Here is a 21,939-nt window from a genome sequence, read left to right as displayed (position 1 = left end):
CCGTCACATCGACTTACGGAGGCTACTGCCATGAAAAAGATTCTGTTGCTCAACGGCGGCAAGAAGTTCGCCCACTCGGACGGCCGCTACAACGCCACCCTGCACGATGCCGCGCTGGCCTTCTTCGACCGCGCCGGCTTCGACATCAAGGAAACCCAGATTGACTCCGGTTACGACGTTGCCGAAGAGGTGCAGAAGATCCTCTGGGCCGACGTCGTGATCTACCAGATGCCCGGCTGGTGGATGGGCGCTCCCTGGATCGTGAAGCGCTATCTGGACGAGGTGTTCACTGCCGGTCACGGCACCCTCTATGCCAACGACGGCCGCACCCGCTCGGACGCTTCGCAGAAGTACGGCAGCGGCGGCCTCATCCATGGCAAACAGTACATGCTGTCGCTGACCTGGAACGCACCACAACAGGCCTTTGACGACCCCACCGACTTCTTCGAGGCCAAGGGTGTGGACGCCGTCTACTTCCCCTTCCACAAGGCCAACCAGTTCCTCGGCATGAGCACCCTGCCCACCTTCCTCTGCGTGGATGTGATGAAGCGTCCGAGCATCGAGGAGGATGTGAAGCGCTATGAAGAGCACCTGGCCAAAGTGTTTGGCATCACCGCCTGATCCGCGCAGACGTTCGTAGGTTGGCGCCAAGTGCTGCGCGGCCCAACGTCGCCCAAGGCAACCGACGCGTTGGGCTTCGCAGGCTCAGCGCCAACCTACCGGGCCGCTGTGCGTCCCTTGGCGGATGAATGCGCCCCTACAGCAGCACCTTGCCGGCATAGGCCGCGGCTGCAGCGATCACCAGCACCAACAGGCCAATCAGCACCTTGTTCGGCGACTGTCGCACGGCTTCAGAGGGGGCGACATTGTTCTGCGCCGCCGCGCGCAGTGGGTTGGCCACCTGTTGACGAGCTGCCGGGCGTGGCAGCGTAGCCTTCGGGATCTGCGCCACGGGCATGAACAGCGTGGCGTCCTCGTCCACCACCTGCGGTGCAGCCACCTTGGGGCCGATCACCAGCAGGGTCACAGAGCCCATGCGAATCTGATCACCTGGCTGCAACACGGCGGTGCTGACCTTCTGCTGGTTGACGAAAACGCCGTTGGCGGAAGCGAGGTCCTTGACCTCCAGCACATCGTCCTTGAGGAAGAACTCGCAGTGCCGGCGCGATAGTTCCTGATCGCTGAAGCACAGCTCACACTTCACCGAGCGCCCGAAGGTCAGGGAGCCGGTGACGTGGTACTTCTGCCCTTCGTGCTCCCCCTTGATCACCTGCAGGAACCAGCGTGCCGAGGCTTGCGCCTTGGGGCTGGCCTTGGCCGGGTCCACCAGCAGGAGTTCGAGTTGGCCGATACGCACGAGGTCGTCGGAGCGCAACTGGAAGCGTGCACCGATACGCTCGCCATTGACGAAGGTGCCGCCAGGCGTACCGCAATCGCTCAGGTAGTACTGGCCGTGATCCTGGCGGATCTCCGCATGGAACAGGCTGATCTCCGGGTCCGCCAGCACCAGGCTGTTGCGACTGTCCTGACCGATGGTGAAGCGCTCATCCACCAGCCAGATGGGCGCCTGGCGGTTATCCGCGAAGTGAATTCGTAGCATTTGAGGTCCTTGGAAGCAGGGCACAGGGCAATGATAGCCATGTGCCTGCAATCCTGACCTTGCTGGAGTTGGCAGTTAGTTGAAAAGACGGTTCCAGAACTTCTTGATGGGGTTGCTCTCTTCCTGCTGGCGCGCCTGCTGTTGCGGCCGGGTCTGGCGGCTCGCGGCCACACGAGCTGCCTTGGCCTTGCGCACGCGTTGGTCGTGAACGGCACGCAACTCCAGCAGCGTCGGGTTCGTCGGCGCGACCTGCAGTCCGGCATCGATGTATTCCAGCGCGAGGGCGAACTCACGTCGCTGGTAGGCTTCTTCGCTGTGATCGACGAAGCGCTGTGCGACCTTCTCCAGCCCAGCCAGCGCCTGTTCGTTGCCGGGAGCCAAAGTCAGCACCTGCTGGTAATAGAACACCGCGTTGTCCTGCTCGGGTTGCACCAGTTGGTCCTCGGCCAGGCGCTGCTCGGCCAGGGCCAGGATGTTGGCGACGCGCGCGGCAAGCACACGCTGCAGGCCGTCACCGGCCTTGGCATTGTCGTTGTCCAGGCGCAGCACTTCATGGAAGTAGAAGTCGGCGTTGTCGGCCGTCGGCTCCATCAGCTTGCCTTCGGCCAGTCGCTGCTCCCCCAGCTCCAGCAGGTCGGCGATCTTCATGCGCAGAACGACGTAATAACCGCCCCCCGTGGAGACTACCAGCAGCATGAGGCCGGCCAGCCCCCAGAGCAGGCCGCGGTAGCGCTGGCGTGCTGCTGACTTTTTCGCAGATGCGCCTACGGATACAACGGGTGCAATGCGGGTGAAATCGAGGTCGAGATCGCACAGTTCGGTCAGGCTTTCCAGCAACACCCGGCAGTCGGCGAAACGCTCTTCCGGGTCCTTGGCGAGCATGCGATCGATCAGGTGCTGGTAGTCGGACAGCCCCCGGCGCAGCAATGGCGGGTCCATCTGCACGTGGTTGAGCACGGTATCGGCGTAGCTTGCGCCGCGATACGGGTTCTCTCCGGTCAGCAGCTCCAGGAGGATCACGCCCAGGCTGTAGATATCGCTGCGAGCGTCCAGCGGCTGGCACTGGGCCTGCTCCGGGCTGCTGTAGGCAGGGCTACCGACGGCGACGTTGAACTGGGTCAGCTCGGTATCCAGCTCGAGGTCCTTGGCGATACCGAAATCGGTGAGCACCGCCGTGCCATCGTCGCGAAAGAGGATGTTGGCCGGCTTGATGTCGCGGTGTACCAGCCCCTTGTCGTGGACGACCGCCAGGGCGCTGGCGATCTGTCGGACGATGCGCAGGGCCTCCAGGGGCTCCAGCTCGTGCCCCTTGTGGCGGCCGAGGTCGCCACCGGCAAGGAACTCCATGGCGAGATAGGGCCGGCCATCGGGCAGGTGGTCGATATCGTGGATGGTGACGATGGACGGATGGCGCAGGGAGGCCAGCATGCGCGCCTCCCTGACGAAGCGATCAACCAGGGCTTCGTCGTCCAGCCGGTCCAGTACTTTCACCGCAACCTTGCGATTGAGGGACTCCTGGGTGGCGAGGTAGACCTCGGCCATCCCACCTTTGCCCAGGCGTCCGTGCACAAGATAGCCGGGGATATCGAGAAGATTGTCAGTCATGTTCAGGGTCTTCGGGATTTGAGCAACCGGCTCAGGAACGAATTGGACCTGCTTGCAGGCAAAGAGGTTTCCGGCGGCATCAGGCCGATCACGATGCAGGAGATATTATCCCGACCACCGGCATCGCACGCCTGCTCCAGCAATTGCGCGACCAGTTCGTCGAGGGTTTCGGCGTGGGCGCATCGGGCCTGGATCTGTTCGTCGTCCAGTTCGCCGCTCAGGCCGTCGCTGCACAGCAGCAGCAATTCGCCGGGCGCCAACGTGCCCAGCACGCGACCGACTTCAAGATCCTGGTGCACCTGGCCCAGACATTGGGTCACGACATTGCGCCGAGGATGCTGGCGAGCCTGCTGTACGGTCAGTTCGCCGGCGTCCACCAGCGCCTGCACCAGGCTATGGTCGTGACTCAGCCGCACGATTCCGGCAGCGCTCACCCGGTAGGCGCGGCTATCGCCGGCCCAGACCAGGTCGAATGCCGTTCCGTCGAATTTCACTGCGACCAGGGTGGTACCCATGCCAGAACCGCCAGCTGCCGCCACGACGGCGGCGTGGGCGAGCTGCACCGCAGCCTCCAGGTCCTGCCCGGCGGAGGTTGCGTCCCGCAACGTGGAAACCGCCACGGCGCTGGCCACTTCGCCGCGCTGGTGGCCGCCCATACCATCGGCGACGGCCCAGAGCCCCAGCTCCGGGGCGCAAAGCAGTGCATCTTCGTTGTGTTCACGCACGCAGCCGGTGATGGACTGCGCGGCGTATCCCAGTCGTTCGGACATTGGGCTCTCGGTTGCCGGCAAGCGTTGGTCCCGCATGATGCGGCGGCGGCCGGTCGATGTCACCGCCCGGTAGATGAAGTGTTAAGCAGTCGAACATTTTCCAAGGCATGCAGCCGAGTGCCAGGCGGCTATGCTGTTTTCATCGGTTCCGTAAACCAACCGGCTCGTGCAGCCCAGGAGGTGGTAATGGCCATTGAGCGCTTCAAGGCAGGGATGCGCTGATCCATTCACCCTCTCGCGGAGTAACCATCATGAGCAAAGGTCTCGATGCAAAACGCGCGGCGAAGAAAAAGCCGCAAAAGACCCTTCTGGAAAAACGCTCTGCCAAGCGCAGCAAGAAATCCGGTGCCGGCCTGCTCGGCAGTCATGCGCCGAATCCTTGAACCCTCCAGCGCAACGAAGACGCCCTCCTGATGGAGGGCGTCGTTTTATGGGTTGGGTCAGGCTGCGCGATGGCCGTCGGGCGCCGCCTCCTCCAACGCAGCCTCTGGCTTGATCACCAGCAGATCGCCCTCCAACCGATCGAGCACGGCCTCCGCCGTGTTGCCCACCAGCGCGCCTGCCAGCCCCTGACGGGCGACGGTGCCCAGCACGGTAAGCCCCGCCTCGAGTTGGTGGGCAATCTGCGGAATCAATGTTCGGGCCGGGCCTTCGCCAAGATGCAGGCAATGCTCGGGCAGCTCGTACTCCTCCATGAACCAGCGGCACTGCTCATGGCAATGGCGGGCGATGACCTGGTCGAGGGTCTGCTCCGGGTCGGCCTGGGGCAGCCTGGCCGGCGAATAGGCGCTCACCACATGCAAGGCGGCACCGAACAGGCCGCGGAGGAAGTTGGCGTGTTCCATTACATTGCCCTGCAACGCGACGTGTGCCGCGTCCTGGTGCTCGACATCCATGCCAGCGAGAACGGTGCCGCCTTCCCAGACGCGTCCCCCCCGGATCAGGAGCAGCGGTGTGGGTACCTGGCGCAACAGCTGCCAATCATCGGGAGTCATCAGCAGTTGGCTCAGGCGTCCAGCGGAACGGTGTTGCTTGATTACCAGGTCGCACGATTGGGTGCGACAGGCTTCCAGGATGGCGTTACTCGCACGATCAAAATCTACCCGTGCCACCGTACCTCGCGCATGCACGCCCGAGCGCAGGAGCCCGACCAGGTATTGGTCGAGTACCCCGGAGGAGCTATCGCTCGGATCGCAAAGCAGAAGGTTGAGGGTTGCGTCAAGCTTCTGAGCAATCTGCAGTCCCCGCTCGAGGGCTTCGGACTCGGAATCGAGGGGGATGACGACCAGGATTTTCTTAACCGAACGCATGGCAATCGTCCTCCGGTTGCGGAAACGCCAGTGCGGGCTGATCTCTATTGCCGAGTCATGGGACGAACGCCCGGCAGCCGGGGCTGCCGACGTCCTCAGTGGTCAGGAGTATGGCCTCCCTGCCTCGCCGGGCAAGGCAGGTCATCGCGGGGCAAAGTCCGATTGATTCCTGATCAAGGCCCGGAAGGAATAAGCACGCATTGAGCCGATTCAAGTTGCCGGGCGAGGCCTTCTCCCATGATGAGCCGCTGCGCCGCACGCCCTCAGAGGAACATCCCACCCGACGCTTCCACCCGCTGCCCATTGATCCAGCGCCCCGCGTCAGAGAGCAGCATGGCCACGGCTGCGCCAATGTCTTCCGGCAGGCCGACGCGGCCGAGAGCGGTATTGCCGGCGATGAAGGCATTGACCTGGGAGTTGTCGCGCACCACGCCGCCGCCGAAGTCGGTCTCGATGGCGCCGGGGGCCAGCACGTTCACGGAAATCCCACGCGCGCCCAGCTCCTTGGCCTGGTAGCGGGTCAGCACTTCGATGCCGCCCTTCATCGCCGCGTAGGCGGCATAGCCCGGCAGCGCGAAGCGCGCCAGCCCCGTGGAAATATTCAGGATGCGTCCACCGTCGGCGATCAGAGGCAGGAGCTTCTGGGTGAGGAAGAACGGCCCCTTGAGCTGGACGTTCACCAGTTGGTCGAACTGTTCCTCGGTGGTTTCGGCAAAGCTGGCATGGATGCCGATGCCCGCGTTGTTCACCAGGAAGTCGAAATTGTCGCGGCCGAACTCGGTCTTCAGCAAGCGCCCCAGGCTGGCGGTGAAGGTTTCGAAGGTGGCGCTCTTGCTCACGTCCAGCTGGAGCATGGCGGCGTGTCCGCCGAGGTCCATGATCTCGCGGCTGAGGGATTCGGCGTCCTCCAGCTTGCTGTGGTAGGTGCCGATGATGTCGATACCCTGGGCCGCCAGGTGCTGCGCCATGCTTTTGCCGAGGCCTCGGCTGGCTCCGGTGATGAGTGCAATCTTGCGGGTCATTGCAGTGCTCCTGGTTGCAGGTGGTGGATGTGGTGAGGAGCTTATTGTCCGGCTTACATGCGATAAATAATCCGCTATCGGAATCACTGAGCGGCAAACTCGAATAATCCGGAAAGAGGCGCCACACGGATGAACAAGCTGGAGCTACTGAGAACCTTCGTACGGGTCAGCGAACTGTCAAGTTTTACCCAGGCCGCAGACAGCCTTGGCCTGCCCCGTTCCACCGTGTCTGACCAGATACAGGCGCTGGAAGAACTCCTGGGCACGCGCTTGCTGCAACGCACCACACGCAAGGTCCGGGCGACCCAGGACGGTCTTCTGCTGCATGAACGCAGTCGCGAGCTGCTGGCGCAGATGGACGAACTGGAGGGCTTGTTCCGCCAGGACGCCACAGCATTATCTGGCCGTATCCGGGTGGACATGCCCACTGTTCTTGCACGCAAGGTGGTGATGCCGCGCCTGGTCGAGTTCACCGACCTGCATCCGGGAGTCGAGCTGGAAGTCAGCAGTACCGACCGCCGGGTGGACCTTGTGCGCGAAGGCTTCGACCTGGTGCTGCGAGTCGGGCCTCTGCTGGACACATCGCTGGTAGCGCGCCCTCTGGGAGCCTTCCCGGTGGTGAATGTCGCCAGCCGTGCCTACCTCGCCACCCATGGCGTACCGCACTCGCTGGAAGATCTCGCCGGCCATCGGCTGGTGCATTACGTGTCGATATTGGGCAGTCGGCCCCCGGGCTTCGAGTACCTCGCCAGTGGCAGGGTCCACTACCTGCCCATGGCCGGCAGCCTGACGGTGAACAACGCTGAAGCTTACAGCGCCGCCTGCCTGGGCGGGCTGGGGCTGATCCAGGTGCCGCTGCATGGTGTGCGCGAACTCCTGGAAAGCGGCGAACTGGTAGCGTTCCTGCCGGAATTCCAGGCGCCGCCACTGGAAGTGACCCTGCTCTACGCCCACCGCCGGCTCCCCCGGCGCGTGCGCGCGTTCATGGAGTGGCTGGAACTGGTGGTTCAGGAACAGGCCGCGCCTCAGGGGGCGTAGGTAAAGCGGTTGCGACCGTTGTGCTTGGAGTCGTAGAGGGCCTGGTCGGCCTTGATGAGCGCCTGATTGAGGCTGTCGCCGGCGTCCAGCCTGCCCACGTCGACACTAATCATCACCGGGTTGGCTGCCGGTGCTTCCCGCATCGTCGTCAGGAGCACCTGCATGCGCCTCTGGACCTCTTCATGCGTGATGTCCCAGAGGTTGACACCAAACCCTTCACCGCCGATGCGGGCGAATTCGAACTCTCCAAGCGCTTCGCGAACAATGAATCTGAAGTTGTTGTGCGGCAGCTCTGAGGCGAAGAAGAAGACCACGCAAGAAGCGCTCAGGGTCAGCCAGAGCGGCTACAGGTCATCGGGAATGCCCTCGATCAGCCAAGGCCCGATTGCCTTGATGCGGATCAAGCAACCCGCCCGGTGCGATGCCGTCCATCGCAACCACATCGGTGCTGCTATCGTTTTCGGGGTCGCTTTTCTCCTGTGGATGCCATCATGTCCCTGCCCTTCGCCACTCCCTGGGCGCAGTTCGGCGCCTTGGGCGTTCGTCTCATTAGATGGTTCGCCACCGCGCTCGCCTTCCTGGTGTTTCCGACCATGGCCGAGAGCGATGACGTCGCTCGCGGGCGCTACCTGATCCAGGTTTCCGGCTGCAACGACTGCCATACGGCAGGCTGGATGGAATCGTCCGGGCAAGTGGCCGAAGGCCAGTGGCTGACCGGTAGCCCACTGGGCTGGCGCGGTCCCTGGGGCACCACCTATGCGTCCAACCTGCGCCTGGTGGCGCAGAATCTCAGCGAGGCACAGTGGCTGGAACATGCCCGGCGGGAATGGCGACCTCCGATGCCCTGGTTCAACCTGCGCCGGATGGAGGACCGCGACCTCACGGCGATCTTCCATTACATCCGCAACCTGGGCCCGGCCGGCAGCGTGGCGCCGGCCTACGTGCCACCAGGGCAGGCACCGCAGATGCCCTACGCGGAGTTCCCCGGAGTGGAGTGACGGATTTGCGACACCTGCGGATGTTGTGCCATTCGTCGATCGATCCTTGCGTGTTCGCAGAAGGGTTGCCTGGGCGACCTGATCAGACGGCTGGCGAATAAAAGGTTAGGCATTCCTCGAAAGCACAGGTATTGTGTCGAGCGCTGTGATGCATGTGTCACCGGGAAACGGTCTGTACTTTAGCGGTCCCTTCTTCATCGGTTGCCGACTCTCTGCACTCAGTGACAGGCTGGAACGGTCCAGCCCAGCAATAACTCAGTTTCTAGGAGACATTCCAATGTCCGAGCGCCAAACCGGTACCGTCAAGTGGTTCAACGATGAAAAGGGCTTCGGCTTCATTACCACCGATAACGGTCCGGACCTGTTCGTTCACTACCGTTCTATCCAAAGCGCCGGTTTCAAAAGCCTGAAGGAAGGCCAGAAGGTCTCCTTCATCGCTGTGCAGGGCCAAAAAGGCATGCAAGCCGACGAAGTGCAAGTGCTGTAAGCACAAGCCGATAAAAGAACCGGCCTTCGGGCCGGTTTTTTTTTCAGTCGTTCCGAATGGCCAACCATCGGCCACCACGTACAGAGAAAGTGAAATGCGCATCAAGACCTCCCATAGCAGCACCCCCAAGCCGCCGGCAGCAACCACCAGCAGCGAAGCCCTGGAAGCTCAGATTGCCGCCTTCCTGAACAAGGGTGGCGAGATCCAGGAAATCGCCAAGGGTGTCAGCGCCCAGGTCGCGCCGAGCCGCCATATCCGCATCGGCAACAAGTAAGACCCTCTGGGCGCCCCGGGGCGGACAGGTGCAAGACCTTCCGCCCGGCGCCACCGCCCTGCCGATGGGCGGATGCCGCTTGCAGCAAGACTCACCCGACTAAACTTCCAGACAGGCCGGCAGCGGCCGGAAACCGGGGGTAACGGTCGGACGGGGGCCCGGCGCCAGCCAGATGGGAGGTGTCCCATGCAGCGGCACTACTACATCAGCGACAACCTCAAGGACCTGGAAAAGGTCGAAGACGAGCTCGAGGCCCAGGGCATCGACCACGAGCAGATCCACGTGCTCAGCGAACGCGATGCCGACCTGGAGCATTACCACTTGCACGATGTCTCCTCCGTGATGAAGCGTGACATGGTGCACTCCGGCCTGATTGGTGTCGGCATCGGCCTCGCACTTGCGGCCCTGGTGATGCTGGTGGCCTGGCTCAGTGGCTGGACCGGTACGGCGGCCGGGTGGATTCCCTTCATCTTCCTCGCGATCGCGCTGTTCGGCTTCAGTGTCTGGGAAGGCAGCCTGTTCGGAATACAGACACCCAATGCCGTGGTTAAGCGCTTCCAGCGCACGCTGGACGAAGGCAAGCATGTGTTCTTCGTCGACGTGAAACCCACCCAGGAGCCCATCCTCGCCCGCGTCGTCAGCCACCACCCGATGCTCAGGACCGCTGGCACGGGCCAGGCCACGCCGGATTGGGCCGAGGTTCTGCAACACCGTCTGCATCAGTTGCGCAAGATGATGTAAACCTTCCTCGCGACGGCGGATGCAACGCTCGGCGTCATCCGCCGCTTCAATCCTTATCCCTTCAGCCCTGATCCGGCACCGTGCTGGCGCGCGCTTCCGCCAGTAGCCAGTCGATCAGGCGCCGCACCTTTTCCGCCGGTGGCGACCGGCGACTCCACGCCAGCCGATAGGCCCAGGGCGTCGGCAAGCGCCCCCTCTCGCCGAAAGGCAGTACCAGCCGCCCGTTGGCGATATCGTCGCAAGCCAGGGCAGTTGACCCCAGGGCGAATCCCTGGCCACTCACTGCTCCCTGGATGGCGTGGCCGATCAGGCCGAATCGCATTCCCCCCTTGATCGGCCCCGGCTCGCCAACATACGTGGAGAACCAGTCTTCCCAACTGGGCAGATGCAGATTGGCGGAGTTTTTCCAGTGGGTGTGGATAAGCCTTGCACCCAGCATGTCTCGAGGCTCGCGTATCGGGCCGAACTGCTCCAGGTAAGCCGGGCTGCAGACGGGGAAGAATTCTTCGAGAAACAGCAACTCGCTGGCGGGCATGGGCATATCGGTGGAGGTGAAGCGGATGGCCAGGGTGGCCTCGCCGCGCTCCAGGTCCACCAGTTGCTCGGTAGCCTCCAGGCTGAGGGTGATGTCCGGATTGCTGGCGGCAAACTGGTTGAGTCGACGCATCAACCAGTGGCTGGCGATGGACGGCGCACAGGTGATGTGGATGGGGCCTTCGTCCTGGCCGCGCAGCTCGTCCGCGCCACGGGTGAGCAACTCGAACGCCTGGGTGACCGTGGCGGCCAAGCGGTGTCCATTGTCATTGAGCGTGACGGTATTGCGCGTGCGGTCGAACAGGCTCACGCCCAGCTCACTCTCCAGCAGCCGGATCTGTCGGCTCACCGCTCCCGGCGTTACGGAAAGCTCCTGGGCGGCCTCAGTGAAATTGCGGCTTCGCGCGGCGACCTCGAAGGTGCGCAAGGCGATGAGCGAGGGGAGACGCATGGCGGCTTCGCTTTGAGTTCAAGTCAAAGCATGATGACAAATCATCGTTTGAATGCAAGGCGCCCGAGGACCGATCCTGCGCCCATTGGCGGCCTCTGCCGTGCCCCTTTGCCTTGTGAGTCGAACGATGAAACCCTCCCGCCTTCCCCTGGACTGGTTCGCCTGTGGACTGATGTTCGTCCTTTGCATCTGCTGGGGTTTCCAGCAGGTGGCGATCAAGCTGACCCTGGACGACGTTCCCTCCATCCTGCAGTTGGCCGTCCGCTCCGGCGGTGCTGCCCTGGTGCTGGGCGCGCTGGTGTTGTGGAAAGAAGGTCGCGGCGCCTTCACCGATGGAACCCTGCTGCCCGGAATCGCGGTTGGCACGCTGTTCGCCTTGGAATTCCTGTTCATTGGCGAGGGGCTCAACCACACCAGCGCCTCGCACCTGTCGGTGTTCCTCTATACGGCCCCCATGTTCGCCGCCCTCGGCCTGCATCTGATGCTGCCGGAGGAACGCCTCTCCCCCTTACAGTGGCTCGGCGTGATGGTGGCCTTCGGCGGCATCGCCACGGCCTTCCTCGGCCAGCCATCCGGAGCCCCCGGCAACGTATTGCTGGGTGATGCGTATGCGCTGTGTGGAGCCGTCGCCTGGGGTGCCACGACCCTGGTGATCCGTGGTTCGTCGCTTTCCGAGGCCAACCCGGTAAAAACACTCTTCTACCAATTGTTCGGCGCAGTCCTGTTGCTCACTGTCGTGGCCTTCAGTACGGGCAAGACCGATCTGCAACTGACCCATAAGGCAGTCATCAGCCTGGCGTTCCAAGTGGTGGTTATCGCGCTGGTGAGCTACTTGGCCTGGTTCTGGCTGCTTCGCCGCTACCTGGCGACCCGCCTGTCGGTGCTGTCCTTCATGACCCCGCTGTTCGGCGTGACCTTCGGCGTGCTGGTACTAGGGGAGACGATCGACCTGTCCTTCGCCATTGGCGCCACCCTGGTGCTGGGTGGCATCGTGCTGGTCAGTGGCGCCGAGTTGCTACGCGGTCGCCGGCAGCGCAAGGCGTTGGCCACTTCCGAGGCCTGACTGCCGCTGGGAAAGCGGCTTCGAGACGGCGTTCAGCGCCGACGGATGCGTTCCACCAGCACCTGGCCGTCCTGCCCCAGACGCCCGCGCACTTCCACGAAGTCCCCGACACCTGGCGACTTGTCGATACGAGTGCCAGGTCCGACGACCAGTTGCAAAGAATCCAGGGTCCAACCCTCTCCCAGCACGCCCTGCAGCCGCACCCGCGAACCCACCGGGCTGGGTGCCGGCTGGCCGTTGGTATCGCGGGCACCCTGGTCGATCCAGTCGACGATCAACTGGATTTCCTCATCGCTGAGAAAGGGCGGCCCGTCGTAGGGCATCTGTGGTTGCGACTGGCCACGAACCCGCCGTACCAGCTCACTGGCTCCCGAGGCGCCTGGTACCACGCGCAAGCGCTCGTGACGATCGAGGATGGCGGCGTAGGAGTTCAGTAGCAGGCCTTCCGGGGCAGAGCCCATCAGGCCGTAGGGGGAATGACACTTGACGCAGCGGCTGGCGAAGATCGGTGCCACATGTTCGTAGGTCACCGGCCGCCCTTCGGACGGACGCTGCAATGGCGCGGGCTCGACCATCGAATCCGCCGGCCGGCTTCCAGGCTGCAACCCGCCGACGATCCAGCCCTCGACCAGCGCAATCTCGCCGTCACTCAGGAAAGGCGGCCCGGTCATCGGCATGCGCGGCTGGCTCTGCCCCTTGAGGCGGCGGATCAGTTCGCTGCCTGCCGGATCGCCACTGACTACCACCTGCCGACTTTTGCTGCCCTTGAGCAGTTCTTCCAGGCTTGTCAGGCGCAGGCCGAGCGGAGCTCCATCGCCGGAATGGCACATCACGCAGCGCGCCTGGAGGATGGGCTGGATATCGTCGAAGCTCACCTCCTGTGCCTGGGCCAGGAGCGGAGCCAGCATCAGCGAGCAGAACTTGACCAGCCCCAGGACCTTGCCCATCTCGACCGAGCCTCAGCGTTGGTTGCCTCGCTAAGCCTAGTGAAACAACCCACTTTGCGCTGCCGCGTGGAACCCCGACCCAATCCGCCGGTCAGTCTATTCGAGGCCGGCGTGTGCCGACCCCAAGCCCCGGGCTCTAATCAGTCGCCGCTGTGGACCCCGGGGCTTTCCCCTGCGCGAAAGGTCAGAAACGTCCGTATACAGATTCGCCCGGTCCGCTAGTTTCCTCAGAGCGTGCCGTAGGCAATGATGGCCGCCGCGTGTCGCAATTGGAGAAACATCGCATGAAACCTGCCCCCCGCCTCACCGCCCTGCTGCTCGGTGCCGGACTTCTGGTCAGCCTCGCCGGCTGCGAGCTGGCCGAGGAGTCGGCCAACAAGTTGGCGGAGAAAGCCGAGGCAGCCGCCCAGGAAATCGCCCGGGAAGCCATCGGCGAAGCGGTCAACGAATTGAACAAGCAAGTGGACGAAGCCCAGGCCTCGGCAAAGGAGTTGCTGGGTGAACCGAAGAAGGACGAAGCCCGCGAAGAGCAACCGCGTGCGCCATCGAACAAGAATGAGGGCAAGGAAGAGGACGCCATGTTGCCACCCTCCGGCGTCGAGACCTGATCCCTGGCGAATCCGGCCGCGATTTCCCTGTCGCGGCCTACCGGCCTCAAGCGCGCAGGTAGCGCGGCAAGGGCTTCCTATGAAGTACCTTCAGTGACTCCACCGGCGGAACTTCACCATGCTCCAGCGCCAGGTCGCGCCGGAGCGTACTGACCAGCCAATCCAGTTGCGCCGTTGCCGCCACCACGCGCTGGAAAAATTTCCCCTCGCGCTCCAGCGTCAGCACAAAGCCCCCATCTGGCCGAGGCTTGGTGCTCAATTCGTATTCCGGAAAGGCGCCGATCAGCTTGTCAAAATCCAGATCCATGTCTTCTCTCCCAGAAAAAATGATTGCTCCTGCACCCAGTTTGCAGCGTGCATGCCAGCGCTATGACAACGGAAACACGAAATAAATCAGTCGGTTGCAATTTTTTTGAACAGTTTTTTCCATGCATTGCGCACGATTCGGGGGGATTTCAGCGTGCAATTTGCAAGACCCTTGAAATGCAAAGCCCCCGACAGAAGCGAACTCCTGACCGGGGGCTTTGTATTCAAGGCCGCTGCAAGCGCGGCCTCCGGGTAATTCAGAGCAACTCGATACGGTCGTCTTCGATGCGGATCAGACCCTGCTTGTAAAGGCCGCCGATGGCCTTCTTGAAATTGCCCTTGCTGGCGCCGAAACGCTGGCTGATCAGTTCCGGCGGACTCTTGTCGGAAAGCTTCAGCACCCCACCCTCCGCGCGCAGCGCGGCGATGATCTGCTCACCGAGGCCACTGACCGCCTCCACGCCCACCGGTTGCAGGCTCAGGCTGATCTTGCCATCGGGACGGACCTCCCGGATGTAGCCCTTCTCACGCATGCCATTGCGCACGAACTTGAAGACTTCGTTCTTGTGCAGCAGGCCCCAGTGCTTGCCGTCGATGATGGCCTTGTAGCCCAGGTCGGTCTTCTCGACCACCAGCAGGTCAACTTCCTGGCCAGGCTTGTAGTGTGGCGGGGTGATGTCCAGGTAGCGATCCAGGCGGGCGGTTGCGGTGATGCGGCGGGTACGCTTGTCGAGGTAGACGTGTACCACGCAGTAGTCGCCAACCTGCAGCGGGCGCTTCTCTTCCGAGTGGGGCAGCAGCAAGTCCTTGGGCAGACCCCAGTCGAGGAACAGGCCTATGCGATTGATCTCGGCCACCTTGAGGCTGGCGAAACCGCCGACCTGCACCTTGGGCTTGAGGGTGGTGGCTACCGGGCGGTCTTCGCTATCCAGATAAAGGAAGACATTCAACCAGTCACCCACTTCGGTGGGTTGGTCCTTGGGCACGTAGCGTTTGGGCAGCAGGATTTCGCCGTCCGGGCCGCCATCCAGGTACAGCCCGAAGTCGGTGTGCTTGGCCACCTGAAGTGAATTGAAACGCCCGATAAGTGCCATCTTCGCAACCTCTGTAAGTCGAGGCGGCATTCTACCTGCTGGCCGGCCGCCGGACCACGAGTGGCGTAGTCTGGAGCAGACACCACGAAGCCAGGCAAAACAGCCTTTCATCGCCCGATGCGTCGTAGAAAGCTCCCTGAATTTTCATTCTGCAAAACTGTCTACTGGTCGCTAGCACAACGATGTTTCAAAATCGTGTCGTCGCAAGCGCGACCATGTATTCCGGCATCACTAGACGGATTCTCACTGTCACATCTCAGGAGTTCCTGTGCGCCCATTCAGCCGTTGGCTGTCGCAATCCCTTTCGCTCGCAACACTTGGCGTGCTTTTTCTGGTGATTCCCCTCGCCAGCCGCTACTGGCTGGGCTGGTCCAATCCCTTCGGCTATCTCTCCGACCTCGCGTTCGGCAGCTTCCTGATCGTGCTGCTCTATGGCCGTTCACTGTTGCTGGCACTCCCGTTGATGCTGTTCTGGTGCATGCTGATCCTCGGCAATGCCGAGTTGATCGGCGCCGTTGGGCGCATGCCGGAAACGAGCGACCTCAAATACCTGCTCGACCCGCAGTTCGTCAGTCACTCCACCCAGGGCGGCGGTATCACCCACCCGTACCTGGGCCTTGCGCTGGGTGCCAGCCTGCTGGCCTGCCTATTGTGCTGGCGACGCGGGCACCGCCCGCTGAACTGGAAGTGGTTCGCCACGCCAGCGGCCTTGCTGATGGGGCACGTCGCCCTGCAATCCGTGCAGCCCAGCGACGCCGACCAGTGGAAACAATTCAACCTGCCGCACAAGCTCATGGCCAGTGCGGTGAATGTCGGCCAGCTTGCCGTCGAGGACTGGCTCGATGGCGACAAGCCCGACGTTCCGCCGGACATCGCCGGGCTGGCGCGCCTGGACCTGGGCGGCACGCCGCTGCTCTCAGGCCCCGGTCGTGCGCGCAACGTGCTGGTGATCACCCTGGAAGGCATCCCCGGCACCTACATCGCTGCCAACCGTGCCGCGATCAACAGCAGCTACCAGGATTCGCTGATGCCCAAGCTCAGCGCCTGGGCCGAACGCGCCATGACCACGCCGGACTATGTGCTGCACAGCCACCAGACCATCCGCGGTCTGTACGCCATGCTCTGCGGCGACTACAGCAAACTGGACTCGGGCACGCCCAAGGGCCTGGAGCTGCTGAACAACCCGGCCCGGGCCAAGGCCTGCCTGCCCGCGCAAATGCACCAGCACGGCTTCAGCACCCACTTCCTCCAGGGGGCCGGTCTGCGCTTCATGGCCAAAGACAAGATCATGCCGCAGATGGGCTTCGACAAGACTCTGGGGCGCGACTGGTTCCGCAACAAGGCCTATCTGGAATTCCCCTGGGGCATGGACGACAAGGCCTTCTTCGAAGGCGCGCAGACTTACGTGAAGCAACTGCGCCAGCAGAAGAAGCCGTGGATGCTCACCCTGCTTACCGTCGGCACCCACCAGCCCTACTCCGCCCCGGCCGAATACCTCATGCGCTATCCGGACGCCAAGAAGGCGGCGATCGCCTACCTGGACGACGCAGTGGATGCATTCCTCACAGGTCTGGAGAAACAGGGTGTCCTGAAGAACACCCTGGTGATCGTCACCTCGGATGAATCCCACGGCATCGAGAACGTTCGCCTCGCCTCGGCGTGGGGTTTCAACCTGGTGCTGGCTCCCGAGCAGGCCTCGCTACCGCCAATCAAGAGCGGCGTGTACGGGCATGTCGACCTGACCGCCTCGATTCTCGACTACTTCGGCTACCGGGTACCGCAGAACCTCTCCGGTCGCTCGCTCTTCCGCGACTACGAGACAGGCCGCGAGATCATGTCCTACACCAACGGCAAGCTGCGCTACCACGACGGCAAGCAGACCTTCACCGAGTGCGACTTCCGTCAGGTCTGCCGACGCTACCAGAGCGAGGGTTTCATCGCCGACGAGGCCCGCTACCAGGGCAGCTACAGCGGCAAGAAGGCCCGCCTGATTTCCCAGCGCGCGACAATGCTTGACCAGTCGCTGCAAGGCGGCAACCTCGGACAGGAATACCAGTTCGCGACCCGCGAACGGATTCGCCTGAAAGAGAAGGCCAAGGATGACTGGGCCGACAACCTGATCGGCGCCCAGTACATGGAATTGCCGAAGGACAGCCGCACCAGCGTGCAGATGACAATCAAGGTGCTGCGCATGGACAAGCAGGGAGCCCAGTTGCGCCTGAAGGCCAAGGAGTTCGAGCGCGACGTGGCCTTGCCGATCCCGGAAATGCCCCTGCTGAAACAGGGTAAGCCGCTAAAGGTCAATTTCGCCTTCGACAACCCCGAAGCGCGCAAAGCCTTCTCCTTCCACCTGCTGGCCGAAGGCCGGGGCGTGATCGAGATCAGCGACTTCCGGGTCAGCACCGAACCGCTGCCGCCGCCCACCCAAGCCGCCGAAAGCAACGGTCAAGTGGCACAGAAGCGCCCGCTGCACCCCATTACCACCCTCTTCGGCCTGCTTGCACGCCAACAGGATGCGATGGAGAGCGAGCTGGAGACTCCGGGTGAGGAGCGCGCGGTGCTGCCGGAAAGCACCGAACTGCGATTGCAGCAGTATCACTGAGTTGCGGAATCGGGCTCACAGGAAGGGCGGCTTGGCTGCCCTTTTTTCATGCTGATTGCCGCCTGAACTCAGAACGAAACCTGTGGCGCTGAATCCGACTCGGCACGGGCCGTTTCCATCAGGATGCGCGCGCAGCAGAGTTCTTCCATTTCCACCAACCAGGCCTCCACCTGCTGCGCCGTAAGCTGTGCAGTGAGACCGTAACGACGCCCGCCCCACACGGCTACGAACAGCGCATCAATGCTTTCCGGACGCGGTTGGCGCGGCATGTCGGAGCAGGCCGCCACCGCTTCGCGCCACTTGCCCGCCAGCTCCTGGTAAACGCGCTGGTGGTGCCAGGGTTCGGCGATGAGGCGCTCCAACTCCATCAGCTCGTTATCGAAGAATGGCCTCGCCTGCTCCTGCGAATGGCCACAAGAAAGTCGTACCAGACGTCGCACGCGGGTCTGCCAGTCGACGCCCGTTGCCAGCACCACTTCCCGCTCCAGACGCTGCAACAGCAGGTCGAGCTGGTGGCGGACATAGCCGGAAAGCAGGGCTTCCTTACTGGGGAAATAGTCGTAGAGCGTGCCTACGGCAACGCCGGTTTCCAGCGCGACTGCGCGGGTGGTCACGCCACTCCAGCCGCGTTGGCGAAGAATCCGAACGAAGGCTTCGTAGATGGCCTCAACCGTGAATCGGGCGCGTGCTTGCGAGGGCCGCTTGAGCGGCTTATTGCGGGGCTTTGCGGACTCCATGGGGATCTCTTGCGGTTTCCGAACCCGAGCCTGGAAGGCTCTTGCTAGCCTGTTCCAACACCACCAACGCTGGAGCCGGAAATGTCGAATTGCAGCACAGTATCACGCCTGTTCACCCGTAAGGGTGCACTTGATCAGACACGCCTCGTGCAAAAGGAAGAAAGCCTGGAAGCGGCCGATGGCGAGATCGTCCTGCGCCTGGGCCTCTTCTCCCTCACCACCAACAACATCACCTACGCCGCCTTTGGCGACTCCATGCAGTACTGGCAGTTCTTCCCCACACATGAAGAAGGCTGGGGTCACATGCCGGTGTGGGGTTTTGCCGACGTGCTGGACTCAAAAGCAGCGGGCATCGAAATCGGCGAGCGCTTCTATGGATACTTCCCCATCGCCAGCCATGTCCGCATGCAACCGGAACGGGTTACGCCGCGGGGTTTCTACGATGGTGCAGAACACCGCCGCAACCTCACCTCGGCCTACAACCAGTACACGCGCTGCAGTTGGGATAGCTATTACAGCCCAGAGACCGAGGCGCTGCAGATACTGCTCAAGCCGCTGTTCCTGACCTCGTCCATGCTGGCGGACTTCCTCGGCGACAACGGTCTGTTCGGCGCCCGTCAGGTGGTGTTTTCCAGCGCCTCCAGCAAGACCGCCTATGGCACCGCCGCCTGCCTTGGACACCACGCCGGTCGCCAGTTGGTAGCCATGACGTCACCACGCAACAGCGACTTCGTGGAAGCCCTCGGCTGTTACCAGCAGAGTTGCACCTATGACCAACTGGAGAGCCTGACGACGGACCAGCCCACCCTTTACGTCGACTTTTCCGGCGACCTCGCACTGCGCGCCCGTGTACACCGGCACTTTGGATCGAGCCTCGTATACAGCTGCTTCGCAGGCTCCGCACAGACTCCGGAAGCCAACGCGCTGAGTTGCCCCGTTGGCCCACAGCCGGAGTTCTTCTTCGCCCCGGTACAGATCCGCAAACGCAATGCGGAGTGGGGGCCGGAACAGGTCAGCCGGCACATCGGCGAGGGGCTGCTGAATTTCTACGAGCAGGTCAGTCGCTCGCCCCGCCCCTGGCTACGGGTGGTCGAGGGCCAGGGCTACGAAGCGGCTCAGGAGCTGATCGGCAACCTCTTCCACGGCCGGGTGGCCGCCGACGAAGGCCATGTGATCCGCCTCTGAGGTGGATCAGGGCAAGGTCGCGCGAGTGGCATTGCGGCTGTGCGCTCCGAAGTGGCGGATCAGCCGCACAAGCGCCTGGTTGAGCTGGACGTCCTCGGGCAGGGGCGCGAGCTGGTTACCCTGGCTGAACCCCGACTGCGCCTGGCCACTCGCCAGCCAGTGACCGATGCGCTCATCGAAGTCATCGGCAGCATCGTAGGATTCCTGGGACACCACCAACCGCAGCGACTCTCCATCGAAGGGCGGGTAGTCATCGTCGGTACGGTTGTCGGCATAGGCGCGCAGCAACGGGTTGTCGTTGCTGCCTTCGCGCAGCAGTTTACGCAGCCAGTCGGCCTGGTACTGCTCCACCTGGGTATGCCGGTTGGCCACCTGCTCGATGGCCGCCAGCTTGTCGCTGTCCAGACCCACCGCAGCCTTCAGGGCGATCCAGAACAGACGGGGCGTACCGTGCCCCGGCAATGCCTTAGCGTGATAGGGCTGGGTGAGATCCTGAATGTAATGCAGGCCCCAGCCGAGGAAGCGATAGCCCCAATACGGGTGGCCGCTCTCGAAGGCGAAGCGCGCCAGTCCGAGGTACTGGTAGACCCGCACCTCGGGGTAGGTGCGCGACAGGTACGGCGCGGCCCGATAGATGAGTTCATCCTCGTGGTAATAACCGATGTGGAACGGCGCCTGGGACGAGTATTCGAAACGGGCATCGCCGAACGGCTGCTTGCCGAAGTTGTAGCGGGCGCCGACTTCACCGGGGTTGTCGCTGAACAGGTTGATGTCGTGACCGTAGTCCGGTTCATCGGCAGCACTGGCGACCACCGCCAGGGCCGGCAGGGTTTCGCCGGGCTGCACCTGGTAGAAACGCCATTCGCGCCACAGGCTGAGCTTGCGGAATACCAGCACGTCAGAGGCATCGAGGGACGTCCGACCGCTCCAGTCCATGCCCGGCAGGGCCTGGACAAAGTACGCCAGCTTGATCTCCGGGTTCACCCGCAGCGCCATCAGGAAGGCCTTGCGATGGTCGCCTCCGTGGGTTGGGATCCAGCGCAGGTCGTCGGGCCGAGCCGGGTAGTCCGGCAGGTTTTCCCGGAAGAACTCCTCCTGCTCGTCCAGCAGTTGCTCCAGGGCAACGCCCTCCTCTTCCAGGAAAGACTCCAGGCTTTCCACCTGCACCGGCGGCGCGTCCTTGACCTGCGGCAGGCCGGTCAGCGCCAGAGCGGTGCCAAGGGCATGGTTGGACCAGGCCATGGCGGCGGATGGCAAGCCGAGGAGGCTCAGGCTGAGCGCGAGCGCCAGGTACTTCATCGATCACTCCGTGACTGGATTTCGAGCAAGGCCCGGCAGGGTAGCAGCCATGCCACACGGCTTCACTGTCCAGGCAGGACAGGCAGATTCACCAATCAAGCCGACAGGAGTGACTCTAGTGCATGAAACGAAGCGGCCGCCCGAAGGCGGCCGCTGCAGAATGATCGTGAACTGGCTGTCACTGGATCTCTTCGGGCACCACCACTACCCAGTTCTTGTCCGCCGTCACCGGCAGCCCTTGCTTGGCCTGGGCCTCGGCATTGCGCTTCTGCATCGCAGTGATCTGGTCCATGTACTTGGCCTTGCGATTGATCCAGAGGTTGATGCCGCCTTTGGCCACGTCAGTGCCGTGGAACATCATGTAGCCGTCGCTGATCGGCGTGTCGCCAGCGACCAGGATGGGTTTCTTCCACTCGTCTATGTAACTGAGGATGGCCGCGTACTTGCCAGACATCCAGGTAGCAGGAGTCCAGAGATACGGGGTCAGTTCCAGGTCTAGGTTGGCTTTCTCGTCATACTTGCCATCGGTGATCTGCATGCGGCTGGTGGTCACGGCACCACTCTTGCGGTCCTTCAACAGGGTGGTGACGCCGATGACGTTCTGCGGTTTGACGTTGTAGCCGTACTTCGGGTCCGAGGCGACCATGCGCACCAGCTCTTCGAGGGCCGCAGTCATGATGTATACCTCGATGCCGTTCTCGCTGAGCTTGTTCATCAACTCCTTCTGCCCGGTGAATATCTTCGGCGGGTTGATCTCGATGGACTTCACCTCATCCCCTTCGTAATAAGTGGAGGGAATCGGCTTGCCATAGGCCATCAGCTCATCGACGTACCCCTTCAGTTCACGCAGGGTGAAACCGGAGAACACTTGGGCGACCCAGGGATAGCAGACCAGATCGTCCACTTCGCAGAGCCGGTAGTAGTAGCTGTTCAGGCTTTCCTTGTGGCCCTTCACGTCCTTGAAAGGGATCAGCTTGAGCGAAGGATCGAGCTTTTCGCGGGTGAGCACGCCCTTCATCTCCAGGAACGGAAGCAGGGACTCCTCCAGGTCGTAGCGATAGCTCGTGTTGTCCATGTCGAACACGGCGAAGTTGCCTTGGTTGGCATGCTTGGCGATCAGTGCATCCAACTGCTTGGCGGCCGGCTCCGGCCAGTGCTTCAACTCGGTGGCGGCCTGGGCGGCTCCAGCCAGGCCTATGGACAGCACAACGGACATCAGTGTCTTGGCGATCTTCATCTTCTTGTTCCCTCGATGATTTGCGTGAGCG

24 protein-coding genes are annotated in these 21,939 nt (G+C 62.8%); 11 read left to right on the top strand and 13 right to left on the bottom strand.

All coding sequences use genetic code 11. The features are described from left to right. Positions 1-30 precede the first annotated feature (30 nt). Positions 31-621: an NAD(P)H-dependent oxidoreductase gene (locus tag SA496_RS06000; protein ID WP_330115166.1), complete on the top strand. Its 591-nt coding sequence runs from the start codon at positions 31-33 to the stop codon at positions 619-621. Between the two features lie 136 nt (positions 622-757). Here the strand turns inward: SA496_RS06000 and SA496_RS05995 are convergent, their stop codons facing one another. The 3 genes from SA496_RS05995 to SA496_RS05985 form a co-directional block, all read right to left on the bottom strand. Then, positions 758-1,600, bottom strand: coding sequence for an FHA domain-containing protein (locus tag SA496_RS05995; RefSeq protein WP_120652116.1), 843 nt, complete (start codon positions 1,598-1,600; stop codon positions 758-760). Positions 1,601-1,675: 75 nt separating this feature from the next. Then, positions 1,676-3,205, bottom strand: coding sequence for a serine/threonine-protein kinase (locus SA496_RS05990; RefSeq protein WP_330115165.1), 1,530 nt, complete (start codon positions 3,203-3,205; stop codon positions 1,676-1,678). Positions 3,206-3,207: 2 nt separating this feature from the next. Next, the gene (locus tag SA496_RS05985; protein WP_120652120.1) at positions 3,208-3,975 is read right to left on the bottom strand and encodes a PP2C family protein-serine/threonine phosphatase; all 768 of its coding nucleotides are present in this window, start codon (positions 3,973-3,975) and stop codon (positions 3,208-3,210) included. A gap of 251 nt (positions 3,976-4,226) precedes the next feature. On the opposite strand from SA496_RS05985, the gene SA496_RS05980 reads away from it, so the two are divergent. Then, positions 4,227-4,358, top strand: coding sequence for a hypothetical protein (locus SA496_RS05980; RefSeq protein ID WP_256660989.1), 132 nt, complete (start codon positions 4,227-4,229; stop codon positions 4,356-4,358). Positions 4,359-4,415: 57 nt separating this feature from the next. On the opposite strand, the gene SA496_RS05975 is transcribed toward SA496_RS05980, so the two are convergent. Continuing rightward, the gene (locus SA496_RS05975) at positions 4,416-5,285 is read right to left on the bottom strand and encodes a universal stress protein (protein WP_120652122.1); all 870 of its coding nucleotides are present in this window, start codon (positions 5,283-5,285) and stop codon (positions 4,416-4,418) included. A gap of 263 nt (positions 5,286-5,548) precedes the next feature. Next, positions 5,549-6,307: an SDR family NAD(P)-dependent oxidoreductase gene (locus tag SA496_RS05970; protein ID WP_120652124.1), complete on the bottom strand. Its 759-nt coding sequence runs from the start codon at positions 6,305-6,307 to the stop codon at positions 5,549-5,551. A 129-nt stretch (positions 6,308-6,436) separates the two neighbouring features. On the opposite strand from SA496_RS05970, the gene SA496_RS05965 reads away from it, so the two are divergent. Next, positions 6,437-7,345 carry a LysR family transcriptional regulator gene (locus SA496_RS05965; protein WP_330115164.1) on the top strand — a complete coding sequence of 303 codons (909 nt, stop codon included), beginning with the start codon at positions 6,437-6,439 and terminating at the stop codon, positions 7,343-7,345. Here the strand turns inward: SA496_RS05965 and SA496_RS05960 are convergent. Next, on the bottom strand, positions 7,333-7,659 hold the full coding sequence (locus tag SA496_RS05960; protein ID WP_330115163.1) for a diguanylate cyclase domain-containing protein: 327 nt from the start codon (positions 7,657-7,659) through the stop codon (positions 7,333-7,335). The two genes, SA496_RS05965 and SA496_RS05960, sit on opposite strands and share 13 nt — an antisense overlap. A 177-nt stretch (positions 7,660-7,836) precedes the next feature. Between SA496_RS05960 and SA496_RS05955 the strand changes: the two genes are divergently transcribed. The 4 genes from SA496_RS05955 to SA496_RS05940 all read left to right on the top strand — a co-directional run bounded on the left by SA496_RS05955 (position 7,837) and on the right by SA496_RS05940 (position 9,845). Further along, positions 7,837-8,343 (top strand): cytochrome C, encoded by a 507-nt coding sequence (locus SA496_RS05955; RefSeq protein ID WP_256672686.1) that lies wholly within the window; start codon positions 7,837-7,839, stop codon positions 8,341-8,343. A gap of 277 nt (positions 8,344-8,620) precedes the next feature. Next, positions 8,621-8,830 (top strand): cold-shock protein, encoded by a 210-nt coding sequence (locus tag SA496_RS05950; RefSeq protein WP_120652128.1) that lies wholly within the window; start codon positions 8,621-8,623, stop codon positions 8,828-8,830. 94 nt (positions 8,831-8,924) lie between these two features. Next, entirely contained in the window at positions 8,925-9,104 is a 180-nt protein-coding gene (locus SA496_RS05945) for a hypothetical protein (RefSeq protein ID WP_028626729.1), read from the top strand. Between the two features lie 186 nt (positions 9,105-9,290). Next, positions 9,291-9,845 (top strand): magnesium transporter, encoded by a 555-nt coding sequence (locus SA496_RS05940; RefSeq protein WP_120652130.1) that lies wholly within the window; start codon positions 9,291-9,293, stop codon positions 9,843-9,845. Positions 9,846-9,906: 61 nt separating this feature from the next. On the opposite strand, the gene SA496_RS05935 is transcribed toward SA496_RS05940, so the two are convergent. Beyond that, on the bottom strand, positions 9,907-10,830 hold the full coding sequence (locus SA496_RS05935) for a LysR substrate-binding domain-containing protein (protein ID WP_120652132.1): 924 nt from the start codon (positions 10,828-10,830) through the stop codon (positions 9,907-9,909). A gap of 127 nt (positions 10,831-10,957) precedes the next feature. Here SA496_RS05935 and SA496_RS05930 point away from each other — a divergent pair, with 127 nt between their 5' ends. Further along, on the top strand, positions 10,958-11,893 hold the full coding sequence (locus SA496_RS05930; RefSeq protein WP_120652134.1) for a DMT family transporter: 936 nt from the start codon (positions 10,958-10,960) through the stop codon (positions 11,891-11,893). 32 nt (positions 11,894-11,925) lie between these two features. On the opposite strand, the gene SA496_RS05925 is transcribed toward SA496_RS05930, so the two are convergent. Continuing rightward, positions 11,926-12,840, bottom strand: coding sequence for a c-type cytochrome domain-containing protein (locus SA496_RS05925; protein WP_120652135.1), 915 nt, complete (start codon positions 12,838-12,840; stop codon positions 11,926-11,928). Between the two features lie 284 nt (positions 12,841-13,124). Here SA496_RS05925 and SA496_RS05920 point away from each other — a divergent pair, with 284 nt between their 5' ends. After that, complete coding sequence (locus SA496_RS05920) at positions 13,125-13,448, top strand: hypothetical protein (RefSeq protein ID WP_120652138.1); 324 nt, start codon at positions 13,125-13,127, stop codon at positions 13,446-13,448. 46 nt (positions 13,449-13,494) lie between these two features. Here SA496_RS05920 and SA496_RS05915 read toward each other — a convergent pair whose 3' ends face one another. Then, positions 13,495-13,755: a DUF3509 domain-containing protein gene (locus SA496_RS05915; RefSeq protein ID WP_120652140.1), complete on the bottom strand. Its 261-nt coding sequence runs from the start codon at positions 13,753-13,755 to the stop codon at positions 13,495-13,497. Positions 13,756-14,011: 256 nt separating this feature from the next. After that, positions 14,012-14,848 carry a CvfB family protein gene (locus SA496_RS05910; protein WP_120652142.1) on the bottom strand — a complete coding sequence of 279 codons (837 nt, stop codon included), beginning with the start codon at positions 14,846-14,848 and terminating at the stop codon, positions 14,012-14,014. Positions 14,849-15,116: 268 nt separating this feature from the next. On the opposite strand from SA496_RS05910, the gene SA496_RS05905 reads away from it, so the two are divergent. Next, positions 15,117-17,450, top strand: a complete 2,334-nt coding sequence (locus tag SA496_RS05905) for an LTA synthase family protein (RefSeq protein ID WP_120652144.1) — start codon at positions 15,117-15,119, stop codon at positions 17,448-17,450. A 68-nt stretch (positions 17,451-17,518) separates the two neighbouring features. Here SA496_RS05905 and SA496_RS05900 read toward each other — a convergent pair whose 3' ends face one another. Continuing rightward, positions 17,519-18,187, bottom strand: a complete 669-nt coding sequence (locus SA496_RS05900; RefSeq protein WP_120652146.1) for a TetR/AcrR family transcriptional regulator — start codon at positions 18,185-18,187, stop codon at positions 17,519-17,521. Positions 18,188-18,268: 81 nt separating this feature from the next. Between SA496_RS05900 and SA496_RS05895 the strand changes: the two genes are divergently transcribed. Beyond that, the gene (locus SA496_RS05895; protein WP_330115162.1) at positions 18,269-19,372 is read left to right on the top strand and encodes a DUF2855 family protein; all 1,104 of its coding nucleotides are present in this window, start codon (positions 18,269-18,271) and stop codon (positions 19,370-19,372) included. 6 nt (positions 19,373-19,378) lie between these two features. Here the strand turns inward: SA496_RS05895 and SA496_RS05890 are convergent, their stop codons facing one another. Beyond that, positions 19,379-20,671 (bottom strand): phospholipase, encoded by a 1,293-nt coding sequence (locus SA496_RS05890; RefSeq protein ID WP_330115161.1) that lies wholly within the window; start codon positions 20,669-20,671, stop codon positions 19,379-19,381. Positions 20,672-20,849: 178 nt separating this feature from the next. Further along, on the bottom strand, positions 20,850-21,887 hold the full coding sequence (locus tag SA496_RS05885) for a haloacid dehalogenase-like hydrolase (RefSeq protein ID WP_371924417.1): 1,038 nt from the start codon (positions 21,885-21,887) through the stop codon (positions 20,850-20,852). Between the last annotated feature and the right edge of the window lie 52 nt (positions 21,888-21,939).

This window comes from Pseudomonas sp. JS3066 (genome assembly GCF_036328175.1).
GTDB lineage: Bacteria > Pseudomonadota > Gammaproteobacteria > Pseudomonadales > Pseudomonadaceae > Metapseudomonas.
Note: the sequence above shows the minus strand (reverse complement) of the source record. Positions and strands in the feature narration are given on the sequence as shown.